Here is a 14,103-nt window from a genome sequence, read left to right as displayed (position 1 = left end):
GGGAAGAGAGAATGGAGCAGTGGCAAACGGCCCTGAATCGAGTTATAGTGTGTTTGGTAATTTTGTTTATTGAGCATGAACATATTTTACCAAAAAAGGCACCTCATCCATTACGGATCAGGTGCCTCTTTTTATTTTTGGACTGTCAGAAATTTAACAGCCCCTTTTCATTCGATGTGAGTATCAAAATTATCCGTTTTGTGATTGAAAACTCTAAGGATCACATGGTCAATTCATTCGCTGCAAAAAGTCAGTTCGTCAAAAACAGATAGTCACAGACAAAATGGAAGACGGTTACAGTCAGGTAGTCAGACTGACTCTAGCATAGAGCGTGATCAGGATGCAGGATCAGTTGATCATAAAAGACTAAGGCACAGGCTCCCTGAGCGCCTCGATCATAGCGAAAAGGGAGAATTTCCACTGGAATCGAATCGAGCCCTAAAATAAAGCTGAACTGTTCCATAATTCGCCTGCGAAAATATGCTTCTAATTCAGATTCCTGCAATAGCTGACTGTTGATAAATATTCTTTTGGCATCATGGACAATCAATAAATTGGATAAGGTGATTGCCAGACGGCTTATTCCATCTTCGAGAATGTTTCGGATAAACGGATCATTTTGCAAATAGGCTTTCTGAAGAATTTCAATGTTTAAATCATCCGCTTTCCTGACCAGATTTCTTAAAACAGGCGAGGCCCCGTTTTCTAAATAAATTCTGGCTCGCTGATTCAGCCAGTTATTGGAGATATAGGTTTGCAGGCACCCTTTTTTTCCACATTCACAAAGGGTTCCATTGATATCAACGACACTATGACCGATTTCCCCAAAATAATTGCTTTTCTTGCGTTCGGTTAAAGCGGAATCAAAAAACGAGCAGTACAGACCCGGCCCAATATGAAGCAAAATGAATTCATCCGGTGAACTTTCAGAACGAAAAAGGTATCGGCCATAAGACATGCACTCCACATTGTTTTCAATGGACATGGGCAAAGGTTCTATCAGCTGATCCTGGATCTTTTTTAACGAGAAATGTTTCCAGGCTGGATTGTTGGTGACAATAGAATCCTGATCCTGGTCATAATGACCGGGTATGGCCAGGCCGACTCCCAGAACTGGAGTCCTGGATTCATTAAACAGAGTGTTGATCATTTCGCTGATGATCTCACTTAGCTTTTCAAGATCAATCGAATGAATCGGTTTTCGGATCATCTGCTCGACTTCTCCGTTTAAGCTGCAGCGTAAAGCACAAATCTGTTCCATATTGAATTCAATGCCAATCGAACAGGCGGCATTGGGATTCAGGCAGATCAGCTTTCGGGCTTTGCCCGATCCCTTCTTTTTTCTTTCTTCCTGCCCGGTTTCAATCACGTAGCCAAGCGATTGAAGATGGGCGATGGCATGAGTAACCAGAGCCTTGGTCATTTTTGTTTTTGATGCAATTTCAACCCGACTGGTATAGGGGTGACGAAACAGATAATGAAGAGTCGTCGACAGGTGGTTTTGATTGACTGGCAAAGTACTCATAAATTCTCCTTTGAAATGGTTTCGATCTGTTCGAAAACAGACTTACTTACGATTCGTTTAAATACAGGTTTGGCCAAAAACATCCATTCTTATCAATGGGTGTTTTTTTTTGCAAATCTTATTTAACTCTATCCATGTACAAATTCATTTTATCAGAATGTCAGAAACTCCACGTGTATTTTAAATTATAAATAAAAACTAAAATAAGAATTATTATGAATGATCCAGGCATAAAAATTGGCGTGTAAGCGATTCCTATGTATGTGTAAGTTACAAAAAGAAACAAAAAACCGAACTAAAGAGGATCTCAGGAAAGGATTATTGAGTTTTCTTGAAAATCGTCTGGCGCCTCTGGGCGAAAAAATCGGCAGCCAGCGACATCTGAAAGCCCTCAGAGAAGGGATTTTAATCGCCATGCCCCTGGTTTTAATCGGTTCATTCTTTGTACTGATTAAAGATTTTCCCGTCGATGCATGGACAGCCTGGCTTAAGGAAAATGGAGCCTATGCTTTGCTTGATGCGATGGCAAACAATTCATTTGGTCTGATGGCCTTAATTACTTCATTTGGAATTGCTGATCGACTTTCCCGTTCTTATGGAACCGATGGCGTCAGCGCTGGAGTACTTTCCCTGGCAGCGTTTTTGTTAGTGACCCCTATCATCAGCAATGAAGCCGGAGCTGCTGGAATCCCATACAGCGCCTTGGGCGGAAAGGGAATTTTTTCAGCCATTCTGGTATCGATGGTCTCAGCTGAAATTTACCGCTGGTTCATTCAGAAAAACATAACGATTAAAATGCCTGGATCAGTTCCAGAAGCTGTAAGTAAATCTTTTTCAGCCTTAATTCCTGGACTGGTAATTCTGATCGTCTTTGCGATTGTAAAAATCCTACTTGAAATCACCGGACTTGGATCACTCAACGACATTCTTTCCAGAGTCATTGGCGTTCCATTAGGCTACATCGCTGGTACATTGCCAGGAACATTTGTCGCCGTACTCCTCAACTCATTGTTCTGGTTTTGTGGAGTTAACGGAGGTCAGGTTGTCGGTTCAGTGATGAATCCACTGTGGATCCAGTATGCGGATGCAAACCGCGTCGCCCTAGCAGCAGGAGAGGCATTGCCAAACATTATCACTGCTCCATTCATGGATCTGTTTGTATACATGGGCGTAGGGGGAGCCACAATCGGACTGGCTTTATGCCTGCTGTTCTTCTCGAGATCAAAAGAATTCAAGACCCTTGGAAAAGTTTCTGGAATTCCGGCTTTGTTTAACATCAATACAGCGATTTTATTTACTTTTCCAACCGTTCTGAACCCAATCATGCTGATCCCATTTGTTTTAACCCCTGTAATCAACGCGATTGTGACTCACTTTGCCATGCTTTCAGGACTGGTTCCATTAACAACAGGAGTTACTTTGCCATGGACTACTCCACCAGTCATCGGTGGTTTTCTGGCCACAGGATCCTGGCAGGGAGCAGTTTTGCAGATCGTTCTGGTCGCTGTTTCCTTTGCGATCTACTATCCATTCTTCAAGGCAGCCGACTTAAGAAAACTTGAAGAGGAAAAAGGTGAAATCCCTGCAAGTCTGACCATCTAAAACAAAAAGACAAAAAAACTGAATATAAAGATCTGAATATAAACGAATTGAAGCAACACAAAATCAGTAAATCAAGAATTAATTTTCAGGAGCGCCATAAGACTTTACGCTTTATCAAAAACACACATCTATAGAAAAGCTTTAAAGCCGGAGCTCCTGATTTACCTGTTTACTTCCCTTTTTAACAGGTGAAAAAACAAGCAGAAAAAGATGAGGATGAACGATGAAATTATTCATGAATGAAAATATTACCCCTTTACAAAAGGAGTGGTTTACTAAAGGAGCGGCAGATTATATGAACCGGCTTTTTAATGAACCCTTAAGTCTTACGGATGATCCATCCAAAGCGGATCTGAATGTAGAAGTCGTGTTGGATGACAGGACAAAAGATTCCTATGTCGTTGAACTCGATGGTTTACGCGGCTCGATTACTTCAAATACATGGGTAGGCGCCTTGAATGGCTTTTATCGCTGGCTCGAAGAATATGGAGTTCGATTTGTCAGACCGCAAAAGGCTCATGAAGTGATTGTTGAGAATATAAAACCGGATCAACGGATTTTACTGGATGTTGAACCTGCCTATGATCACCGCGGAGTATGTATTGAAGGAGCAGATTCATTTGAAAATGTCAGAGATTTTATTTCCTGGCTTCCAAAAATCGGCATGAATTCCTTCTTTGTACAGTTTGAAAATCCATATCCGTTCTTTAAACGCTGGTATGAACATGAATTGAATCCCTATAAGGACAAAGAACCTTTCGATACATAAAAAGCGCAAAAGCTTTCGGATCTTGTGGATCAGGAAATGGAAAAGATAGGAATTGTTCATCACCGCGTCGGGCATGGCTGGACAGGGGAGGTCCTTGGCTATTCTTCTCGTTTCGGATGGGAAAAAGGCCTGGAGCTGCCTGAAGACAAGAAACCTTTTGCGGCCAGGCTCAACAACAAACGGGATCTGGTCGAAGGGGCTCCGATTCTGACTTCGTTATGTTTTTCAAATCCCGAAGTGCAGGATCAGATGGTCGAAGTCATTACGGATTATGCCAGAGACCATCAGGACGTAGATTATCTGCATGTCTGGCTCTCCGATGCAAGAAACAATATCTGTGAATGTGACAAGTGCAAAAAAGAGAGAGTAGCTGATCAGTACATTCGGATTCTGAATCAGCTCGATGAAAGACTGAGTGAAGAAGGACTGGATACAAAAATCTGTTTCCTGCTTTATCATGAGCTGCTTTTTGCGCCTCAGAAAGAAACTTTGAAAAATCGGGAACGGTTCACAATGATGTTTGCCCCAATTACCCGGACCTTTGAAAGAAGCTATGCGGATGTCGATCTGGATCAATTACCGCCAGCAGCCGAATATATCCGTAATCAGATCGTGCTTCCAAATTCACTTGAAGAGAATTTAACCTGTCTGAAAGAATGGCAGAACGGTTTTAAAGGAGACAGCTTTGTTTATGATTATCCATTAGGCGGGGCTCATTATGGGGATTTGGGATATATGGCGATCAGTAAGACCATCTATCGGGATATTCAGAGTCTCGATCAATTGGGAGTGAATGGTTGCATCAGCTGCCAGGAACTAAGAGCAGGCTTTCCGCATAACTTTCCAAACTACGTTATGGCAAAGATGCTGGTGAATCCCAATAGAGATTTTGAAGAGCTGAAAGAAGAATATTTCGAGGCTCTGTATGGAAATGACTGGAAAGAAGCGGTTGAATATCTCGAAAATCTTTCCGAAAACTCAAGCTGTGATCACTTTAATGCGATTGGAGACAGAATCAATCCACAGATGGAAACAAAGTATAAAAAAGCACAGGAGCTTGCAAAGGGTGCGTTTGCGATGATTGAAAACAATTGTTTAAGTCAGAGCGGTTCCAATCTTCATGAGTGGAAGCAGCTGGGATACCATCGCGAATATGTACAGAAGCTTGCAGCGGCATTAGAACAGATCGCAGCTGGAAATCCTGAAAAGGCTGATTGCAGCTGGCATGAATTTTTGGATCTGATTCGCAGAAATGAAGACTTTGCCCAGAACAATCTTGATGTTTACCGTGTCATTGAAGTAGCCAAAAACTATGCCGGATTTAAGCTCTGAGTTTGAATTTACTGATCAGGCGGATCAGGACTGGCTGGATTCCTTACTCCTGAACCATCTTTACGAAAAGACAAAACAGAAATGAAAAAACGATCGAGATTACGGTAATGGTTGATGGAAAGCGAGCTGGCGGCCTGATCGCAAAAAAAACAATTTGAAGGCTGTTATGTGGAGTGGCTTGCAGTAGAATCAGACTTTCGCCATAGAAACATCGGATCCCTCCTGCTTCAGGAATTAGAAAAGAGATGCAGGCAGATGAATATCCATACCATTGTTCTGAATACTCAGGATTATCAGGCTCCTGTATTTTATGAAAAGAACGGCTTCAATTTAGCAGGCCAGATCAGGGACTTTCCGTTTGAAGGAACAATCAGATATTTCCTTTCTAAAAGACTCTGATTACATTTATGTTCAAAGTAATCGACCTAACTTAGAATTTTAAAAAAACGGCTTAATCTGCTGCTTTTTTTTCTTTTTAGATCAGTACGATTTTGCGCTCAGGTATAATAAAAATGAAGAAAAATGATGAAAATTATACTTTTTAAGTTTTGTTTCGAGGGATTGAACAGGCAATCCGTTCGGACTATCGTTGATCGCTAATCAGCGAATCATAATGTCACCGGTATGATAGTCAAAACTGAGAAATAGAAATCAGAAATATTAGGACCATAGTGGATAGTTAGTGGATATTTTTTTTAATTAGAATCTGGATTTACCAAAATATAAATAAAAAGCCAATAATAAATACAAAGTCAGAAATTTGTCACACTATTTTGTTATGATCTGAAAACATTGGATATTTATACTCTGATGAAAACAGAATAAGAAAAATGGTGACAGAAATTGGCAAAAATTGATAAGAATCTAGATATCCGTGCAAAAAGGAATATCAAGGATACTGTATTTTCAGATCTCTTCAAAAATAAAGGAAACCTGAAGCGGTTGTATCTTGATCTCTATCCCGAAAATCCGGATATTCGAGAAGAATCGATTGAGTTGCTTACACTAACAAATATTCTAGCCAATGGCTTACGCAATGATTTAGGATTTTTAGTAGGAACGGATAAAATTGTTTTAGTAGAAGCTCAATCGACTTTTTCACAGAATATTGCTTTTCGATTGCTTGAATATGCCGCTGAAACATTAAAACAGTATGTTGAAGAAACAAGGAAAAAGCAGTATGAGACAAAGGCGATAAAGCTGCCAGAAGTAGAACTATTCACAATTTATACGGGAACAAAAGCTTTGTCTGCTGAAATCATTGAACTCTCAAAGATGCACTCCTGGGAACATTCGTCAGTAAACGCAATAGTGAAAATAATCCATTTGGAAAATTCAGTTGGCATAGTTAATCAATACATTCGGTTTTGTCAGCAGATCGATCAACAAAGAAAGCTGTATGGAGATACGCCAAAAGCGGTTCGGGAAGCTATTCAGATTTGTAAGAAAAACAATGTACTACATGAGTATTTGTCATGTAGAGAGGTGGAGGTTGTATCTATGATGAATTATCTATTTAGTCAGGAACTAGCTGTAAATATGATGTTGGAAAGTGCTTATGATGAAGGAAAAAATGAAGGGAAGATTGAAGGGATAGATAAAGGAATTGACCTTACAAGCCGTAAGATCGCAATGAATATGATTGAGAGCACCGATTTTTCTCTAAAAAAAATTAAGAAATTGATTCCTGATATCTCAATGAACGATTTAAGAAAAATGAAAAATGACTTAGAGCAAAAAAAATTGATCAAAGGTAAATAGAGCGAGCAGTTTTGATCTTTTCCAAAGTTTCATAACAGAATAAAAAAACTAAGCAACAATATAGAAGGAAGCTGGAATTTTGATCATAAGAGCAAATAAGTCATGAGTTTACTGCAAAGTCAGGCGGAGATTGACGATATGCTGACAAATGACGAGAGAAGAACTCGAACAGAAAGCAGAACAGAGGAAAAGAGTGTAATGAGTCTGTTTATACGATTTGTCATGGTCTTAAGAAAATTTTTGTTCGTAATCTTGCCAAACTGAATTTTTTTCAGATACTGAGATTGCTTTTCTCTTACAAATAATAAACATCTAACTGAAGCTTTGGCTTTCAAGGTCATCTTAAAAGGGTGAAAACCAAGATCTGCTCAAGATGGAATTCTTTCAAAGTAATTCGTTTTCCTGAAAGCATGCTGTTTAATAAATGTTGGTTAAGAGTCTTATGTTTGAATGCTTCAGTAAGATTAAGCAGGAAAGGAAGATCACAATTGAAGGAAAATTCTCTCTTATATAAAGGCAAGTCTCCAAAATTCATCACCTTTGGAGAAATTATGCTCCGATTGACGCCGCCATCTTATGAAAAGGTCCGGATAACCAATCTCTTTGAAGCGAGCTATGGCGGAGCGGAAGCCAATATTGCGCTTGAACTGGCGAATCTGGGAATCGATTCTACGTTTTTTAGCGTAGTTCCTGATAACTCCTTAGGCAAAAGTGCCATTCGCATGCTTAGAGCTAACGATGTTCACTGTTCTCCGGTCATTTTAAGCACTCAAAAACAGACACCGACTCATCGCTTAGGCACCTATTATCTCGAATCGGGATTCGGAATTCGCCCAAGCAAGGTCACGTATGACCGCAAGCACTCCTCCATTACTGAATTTGATTTTTCTTCTGTGGATCTTGATGAGCTGCTTGATGGTTATGACTGGCTGCATCTTTCCGGAATAACCCCTGCCCTTTCAGAAGAATGTGCAGGATTTGTTCTGGATATGCTAAAAAAGGGCAAGGAAAAGGGAATGATCATCAGCTTTGATGGAAATTTTCGCTCACAGCTCTGGAGCTGGAAAGAGGCCAGGGATTTCTGCACGAAATGTCTGCCGTATATTGATGTGCTCTTTGGCATTGAGCCCTACCATCTCTATAAAGATCCAGATCATCCGGCTCTGGGAGATCTCAAAGATGATATTCCTTTTCAACCAGGTCCTGAAGAGCAGGATCGAATCTTCAGAGCTTTTGTTCAAAGATATCCAAATCTCAAATGCATTGCCAGACATGTACGTTATGCCCATTCAGGAAGTGAGAATTCTTTGAAAGCATATATGTGGTTTGATGGGAAGACCTGGGAAAGTAAGATGTTTCGTTTCAATATTCTTGATCGAGTCGGAGGTGGAGATGCATTTGCAGGCGGCTTGATTTATGCTGCAATGAATGACTATTCGCCTGAAGACATGATCAACTTTGCCGTAGCAAGCAGCGTTCTTAAACATACAATTCGCGGTGATGCAAATATTACCGATGATGCAAAGACGATTCGCAACCTGATGAATATGAATTATGATATCCGCAGGTAGGTGACAGTTTAAAAACAGATATGATCGAAAGAAGATTTCCGGGATAAATCTGTCTCTGAAATCTTCTTTTGCGTTATCTGGGTATTTGTATTCGTGAGCCATAAAGATTTGAAAAGAGCAAAGAACAGAAATCTGAAGTATGAGATGCAGATCTCTTGAATGGTATTAAGATCTCATAAATTTTTTTGAGCGTTTCTCTTCGTGATTTGGTATGTAAAGCTTTACACTCTAAGTGCAAATAATCATTGAAGAAGTTTCAGGAACCAAAATATGTGACTGAAGTCCAAATAAGCCGTTGGATAATCTTCTTCATCACTTCAAAGTAAACTAGTTTACTTTGTGATAAAACCTTAAAAAGTATCACATAGTAAAACCGGAGCAGACATTTTAGAACCGGATGCCTTGAATAGAACTTCGTTCCTGTGAGAAATGGGATTCGTCAGATCCGAATGTTGCAATATTCATGTGGAAGCATTTCCATAATCGATCAGAAGAGTTCGAAGAAATAGCCATTTTCTCCTGAGCACATCAGAAGTTTTTAGTATAAGGAAATTCTGAAGCGAAAGAATCTGGCGGGAAGGTAAACTAGTTTACTGAAAATGTACGGGAGTTATATGAAACAGTATTTTGGGAAAAATCGATCCAATGAGGATATTCATTTATTCACTCTTGAAAATGATCGATATCAGATCCAGGTCACTGACTATGGAGCAGCATTGGTTTCCTATCGATTGAAGGACAGAGATATTAATATCGTTGCGGGATTTGATAACGCAGATGATTATCTTTTGCATACAGCCCATTTTGGCGCAATGATCGGACGGGTAGCTAATCGAATCAAGAACGCGAAATTCACACTGGATCAGATAACCTACTATCTTTCCGCAAACAAGGGAAGCAATTCTCTTCATGGCGGATTTAATGGATTTGATAAGTTTCTTTTCCAGGGTCATGAACAGGAAAACAAAGTGATCTTTACCGGAATCAGCGCTGATGGAGATGAAGGCTATCCTGGCAATCTGAAGATTACGATCACTTATGAACTTCTTGAAAATGGAATCCGGATTGAATGTGATGGAATGTCTACACAGAAAACTCTGTTTGGCATCACCAATCATTCCTACTTCAACCTCAATGGCGATGGGCCGATTGATTCACATATCGTATCCATTCATTCGAGCCAATACGCCCCTAATGACGAAACCGGAACCGCAAATGGAAAGCTTCTCTTCGTTGAAAATACTCCTTTTGATTTTCGAAAGGACAAGGAGATTGGAAAGGACCTTCACTCTTTGGATGAACAGCTGCTTTTAAATGGCGGCTACGATCATCATTTTTCGATTGAAGGGGAAGGATTGCGTGATATGGCAAAATGCAAAGCGAATGGTCTGAAACTTCGCATTAGAAGCAATCTTCCTGGAATTCATTTCTATACCGGAAATTTTCTGAAAGGAGATTACTGCGGGCCTTTGGGTGAGGTATACGACCGGCATTCAAGAGTCTGCTTTGAGCCGGAATTTTATCCAAATGCCATTAACTATGAAGATCATAAGAAGCCGATTCTGCAGCCGAATGTCCATGATGTGCAGATCATTGAGTATCTTCTGGAAGAGGCCGATGAAGCAGACTGAAATTCTTTTTATTTTCGACAACAAGTAAACTACTTTACCAAACGATAAACGATAAAAATATCCACAGATCATATTGAATCAGAAACGGAGAACAGGTATGAACGAAAAAGGCCGCAAGGTCAGAATGGGCATTGACGTAGGGGGTACCTATACAAAATGCGTTGCGATGGACAACGAGACCCACGAAATTATCGGGAAAAATGAAGTGAAAACAACTCATGATGCCAAAGAAGGGGTAGCCTTGGGCGTTGTACAGTCCTTTGAAAACTGCATGAGAGAAAACGGAATCAGTCCAGAAGATGTTGTCTTTGTTGCGCACTCGACAACGCAGGCGACAAACGCCTTCATTGAAGGGGACGTAGCCAAAGTTGGAGTGATTGGAATGGCTGGCGGAGGAATCGAGGGATTTCTGGCCAAGCGGCAGCTGAGTTTGAAAGATATAGTTCTTGATCCTAAAACCGGAAAGAAAATTCCAATTTCAAATGAATACATTCCTAAGAAAAAACTCAACAAGCAAAGTATTGAACAGGCGATTGAAGCTCTGAAGGCGCAGAACGCGCAGGTCCTGGTTGCTTCGATGGCGTTTGGCGTCGATTCACAGGATGAAGAACGAATGATCTATGACGAAGCCACAGCTTTAGGTCTTCCTGTAACCATGGGAAGTGATATTACGAAGCTTTATGGTCTGACCAGAAGAACAAGAACCGCCGCCATTAACGCATCCATTCTTCCAAAGATGGTGGCTACCGCAAATGCAACCGAAAATTCTGTAAAGAATGCCGGCGTTACCGTTCCATTAATGATCATGCGCGGGGATGGCGGAGTAATGGAAATTTCTGAAATGAGAAAGCGACCGATTTTAACGGCTCTTTCAGGTCCAGCCGCTTCCGTTATGGGGTCTTTGATGTATCTGCGGGCTTCCAATGCCATTTACTTTGAAGTAGGTGGGACGACTACGAATATCGGAGTCATCAAAAATGGACGGCCAGGTGTTGACTATGCCAAGATCGGCGGACACGACACCTACATCAACTCTCTGGATGTGCGTATTCTTGGATGTGCTGGAGGAAGCATGGTTCGAATCAGCGATAAAGATGTTGTGGATGTGGGTCCGCGCTCAGCTCATATCGCTGGATGTGACTATGCATGCTTTACCGATCCTGAAGAAATCGTGGATCCAAAAATCGAACTCGTTTCTCCAAAAGAAGGGGATCCAAATGACTATGTCGTCATTGTTCTCAAAAACGGAAAACGAATTACTTTTACCAATACCGATGCAGCCAATGTACTTGGGCTGATCGATGAAAAATATTTTGCCCATGGCAATGCCGAAAGTGCACGAAAAGCCATGCAGCCAGTGGCTGATCGTTTGGGGATCACCGTAGAAGAGCTGGCTGAAAAGATTCTGGAAAAGGATTACGAGAAGGTCAGCGCCTGCATCAATGCTCTGGCAGAAAAATATCATCTGGACCATGATGCGATGAAACTGGTCGGATGCGGAGGAGGAGCTGCTTCTCTTGTTCCATACTGTGCTAAGAAGATGGGCCTGCAGTATTCCATTCCGGAAAATGCGGAAGTTATTTCCTCAATCGGCGTTTCGCTGGCGATGGTCAGAGACGTAATCGAACGTGTGATTCCAAATCCGACCGAAGAAGATATCGCTTCGTTGCGCAAGGAAGCGAAAGATGCGTGCATCGATTCAGGAGCAGCCCCTGACACAGTGGAAATTCATATCGAAATCGATAATCAGTCAGGAAAAGTAACGGCGATTGCCACCGGATCAACCGAAGTAAAAACAACCGATCTCTTAAAGGAATGTACCCAGCAGGAAGCTTATGAGCTGGCTGCGGCCGACTTTGGACAGGGAGCTTCTGATATTGAATGCGTTGGAAATACGGATCATTTCTATGTTTTCACAGCCAAAAAAGACGGAAAGAGTCCGCTTCGGATTGTAGATAAGAAAGGATTTATCCGAGTTCAGTGTTCCAATGCGAAAGCCTGCCGGATTAAAGCGTCCGACTATCATGATGCAGTCGACGAGATGTGGGATGAACTCGCTATTTATAAATCAGAAACGATTCTTCGTCCGGATTATTACCTGTGTGTTGGACCTCGAGTATGTGACTACAGCGCAGTAGACCTCAATCAGAATAAGCTGCTGATGAATATGGACGTGCAGGACCGCAATCCGCAGGAAGACATCTTTGTGGTAGGTGATTGTTGTGACCTGTTCTAAAGAGCCAGGGTTAAAAATTCAGAAATACATTCAGAGAATAGGAAACTCCCTGGCTGGAAAACCGGATCTGAACCTTCCGGAGATCAGGATCCGGCAGCCAGAAATTCTGGTGAAAAATTTAGTGCAGATGCCAGAATCGGCCTGGTGGAAATATGCGTTTTCCAGAGAGCCGATGAATGGAAGATTCGATGATTCCATGCGGTATGAACTTTATGAAAAAGCCTGCGAATGCGGAAGAAATGAAGCAGACCGCATTTTAAAAAAATATCCAAAACTGTCAGTCGAAGAGATTGCCAGGCAAATGGGACTTAATGTCCTTTATCCGGATATCCCTCAGGCTTCTTCGAGAATTCTGTTTGCGGATTTCGCAGAACCGGCAACGATTCGGATCTACCAGGATGGATTAAGCAAAGGGCATGCGTTGATGGAAAATCCGCTGATTCAGAGTTATTTCAGAACACAGATGGATCATGAAAAACAGGATATCTCTGATGTCCGCATCGAAGACATTCTGATTGCTCATGAACTTTATCATGTGATTGAAATGAAAAACCAGAAGATATGGACTCAGAGCTATCAGATTCTTCTGTGGAAGATCGGCTTTATTGAAAACAGATCTCCAGTAGCAGTACTTTCAGAAATTGCCGCTATGGCCTTTGCCTCGAGACTGAATCATTTGAATTTTTCAGCCTATATGCTGGATGCCTTTCTGGTTTATGGCTATTCACCTAAGGCAGCATGCGCTCTTTATGATGAAATGCAAGATTCATTTGAAGCGGATCGAATGTATAAGAAGAACGCTCTGAAGCTTTCGAGAGCTGTCTTGTTTTAAACAAGAGCTGTTAAGAACCGGCGTTAACTCGTTCACCAGTTGATATGTTTACAAAACTGAATTTTTGAAGGGATGGATGTGGATTTATATGAGAATCGATGAATGCCAGGATTCTCTGATGGATACGCTGAAGTTTCTGTTTTTGGCTGATTCGAATCAGGATCGAAGAGAAAAGCTGGAAAGCATGCTAAAAAAAGAAAGCATTCTTTTTCAGAGAATCGAAAAAGCAGAAGGCTCTGAAATTTCTGGTGAATTGTCCGGGATCAAAGAAAATTCTGCTTCTGATTCTGATATGAAAGCCCCCCTTGTCAAGGGCGCACTGAGGGCTAACTAATTTATTTTTTAACTACATAAAGGGATTAGTGAATGTCATGCATAAATCCTGGAATGGATTCATCAGCTATTTAAACCAATCTGATATACGTGGATTTTCACAGGTTAATGGTTTCGCTGAGACCCCACCATCTAAAAACGCGGATTAACATAGAATTATCGTGGATAGTCAAACCTCTTACTTCCAGGACTTATGAATGACATTCATTTCTCTGAACTTTATTGTCAATTGTTCGTTAACTTCAGATAAAAAGACTTAGAGTGCTGCAAATTCTGTTAAAACTTGGTTGTTCCGTTGATTTGATTTGAACATTTATTTTTTATTGTGATGTTTTGGCTAAGGATTTCACCAGTGAGTGGATCACAGTGAGAACGATTCTCAATGTGATTCGTAGCCATTCCCCAGATGAAGCAAGCCATTTCCCTGGCACAAGCAGCGATTGCAATATTCCGGTTTTTTCCGTTGTTCATCATGGATTTAAACTTACTGATATACGTGGATTTCCTTTAT

General features: G+C 41.0%; 12 protein-coding genes. 11 read left to right on the top strand and 1 reads right to left on the bottom strand.

Translation table 11 applies throughout. The features are described from left to right. A partial coding sequence (locus tag BO222_RS14015) for a hypothetical protein (RefSeq protein WP_233131184.1) occupies nucleotides 1-272 on the top strand: 272 nt, incomplete at its 5' end. Nucleotides 273-319: 47 nt separating this feature from the next. Here BO222_RS14015 and BO222_RS01485 read toward each other — a convergent pair. Further along, nucleotides 320-1,525 carry an ROK family transcriptional regulator gene (locus BO222_RS01485; protein ID WP_075817737.1) on the bottom strand — a complete coding sequence of 402 codons (1,206 nt, stop codon included), beginning with the start codon at nucleotides 1,523-1,525 and terminating at the stop codon, nucleotides 320-322. A gap of 261 nt (nucleotides 1,526-1,786) precedes the next feature. Here BO222_RS01485 and celB point away from each other — a divergent pair, with 261 nt between their 5' ends. The 10 genes from celB (at nucleotide 1,787) to BO222_RS01440 (ending at nucleotide 13,593) form a co-directional block, all read left to right on the top strand. Continuing rightward, the gene (gene celB, locus BO222_RS01480; protein ID WP_075817735.1) at nucleotides 1,787-3,127 is read left to right on the top strand and encodes a PTS cellobiose transporter subunit IIC; all 1,341 of its coding nucleotides are present in this window, start codon (nucleotides 1,787-1,789) and stop codon (nucleotides 3,125-3,127) included. 223 nt (nucleotides 3,128-3,350) lie between these two features. Next, nucleotides 3,351-3,896 carry a hypothetical protein gene (locus tag BO222_RS13905; protein WP_198931977.1) on the top strand — a complete coding sequence of 182 codons (546 nt, stop codon included), beginning with the start codon at nucleotides 3,351-3,353 and terminating at the stop codon, nucleotides 3,894-3,896. A gap of 36 nt (nucleotides 3,897-3,932) precedes the next feature. Beyond that, entirely contained in the window at nucleotides 3,933-5,228 is a 1,296-nt protein-coding gene (locus BO222_RS01475; RefSeq protein WP_198931976.1) for a DUF4838 domain-containing protein, read from the top strand. Between the two features lie 168 nt (nucleotides 5,229-5,396). Then, a complete protein-coding gene (locus BO222_RS13250; RefSeq protein WP_083647617.1) occupies nucleotides 5,397-5,627 on the top strand; it encodes a GNAT family N-acetyltransferase in 231 nt (76 codons plus the stop codon). 444 nt (nucleotides 5,628-6,071) lie between these two features. Beyond that, entirely contained in the window at nucleotides 6,072-6,989 is a 918-nt protein-coding gene (locus tag BO222_RS01465; RefSeq protein ID WP_075817733.1) for an Rpn family recombination-promoting nuclease/putative transposase, read from the top strand. Nucleotides 6,990-7,477: 488 nt separating this feature from the next. Next, nucleotides 7,478-8,560 (top strand): sugar kinase, encoded by a 1,083-nt coding sequence (locus tag BO222_RS01460; RefSeq protein ID WP_075817731.1) that lies wholly within the window; start codon nucleotides 7,478-7,480, stop codon nucleotides 8,558-8,560. Nucleotides 8,561-9,174: 614 nt separating this feature from the next. Beyond that, entirely contained in the window at nucleotides 9,175-10,191 is a 1,017-nt protein-coding gene (locus BO222_RS01455) for an aldose epimerase family protein (protein WP_075817729.1), read from the top strand. A 97-nt stretch (nucleotides 10,192-10,288) separates the two neighbouring features. Next, on the top strand, nucleotides 10,289-12,427 hold the full coding sequence (locus BO222_RS01450) for a hydantoinase/oxoprolinase family protein (RefSeq protein WP_075817727.1): 2,139 nt from the start codon (nucleotides 10,289-10,291) through the stop codon (nucleotides 12,425-12,427). After that, nucleotides 12,414-13,259 carry a hypothetical protein gene (locus tag BO222_RS01445; RefSeq protein ID WP_143356893.1) on the top strand — a complete coding sequence of 282 codons (846 nt, stop codon included), beginning with the start codon at nucleotides 12,414-12,416 and terminating at the stop codon, nucleotides 13,257-13,259. Before BO222_RS01450 ends, BO222_RS01445 begins: the two co-directional genes overlap by 14 nt. A gap of 76 nt (nucleotides 13,260-13,335) precedes the next feature. Then, nucleotides 13,336-13,593 (top strand): hypothetical protein, encoded by a 258-nt coding sequence (locus tag BO222_RS01440; RefSeq protein WP_075817723.1) that lies wholly within the window; start codon nucleotides 13,336-13,338, stop codon nucleotides 13,591-13,593. Nucleotides 13,594-14,103 lie beyond the last annotated feature (510 nt).

This window comes from Ileibacterium valens (genome assembly GCF_001945525.1).
GTDB classification, from domain to species: domain Bacteria; phylum Bacillota_I; class Bacilli_A; order Erysipelotrichales; family Erysipelotrichaceae; genus Ileibacterium; species Ileibacterium valens.
This window is presented reverse-complemented; position numbering and strand designations above follow the sequence as displayed.

Coding starts and splice junctions, on each gene's coding strand:
- BO222_RS01485 (WP_075817737.1), bottom strand. CDS start 1,525: ATGAGTACTTTGCCAGTCAATCAAAACCACCTGTCGACGACTCTTCAT.
- celB (WP_075817735.1), top strand. CDS start 1,787: ATGTGTAAGTTACAAAAAGAAACAAAAAACCGAACTAAAGAGGATCTC.
- BO222_RS13905 (WP_198931977.1), top strand. CDS start 3,351: ATGAAATTATTCATGAATGAAAATATTACCCCTTTACAAAAGGAGTGG.
- BO222_RS01475 (WP_198931976.1), top strand. CDS start 3,933: ATGGAAAAGATAGGAATTGTTCATCACCGCGTCGGGCATGGCTGGACA.
- BO222_RS01455 (WP_075817729.1), top strand. CDS start 9,175: ATGAAACAGTATTTTGGGAAAAATCGATCCAATGAGGATATTCATTTA.
- BO222_RS01450 (WP_075817727.1), top strand. CDS start 10,289: ATGAACGAAAAAGGCCGCAAGGTCAGAATGGGCATTGACGTAGGGGGT.
- BO222_RS01440 (WP_075817723.1), top strand. CDS start 13,336: ATGTGGATTTATATGAGAATCGATGAATGCCAGGATTCTCTGATGGAT.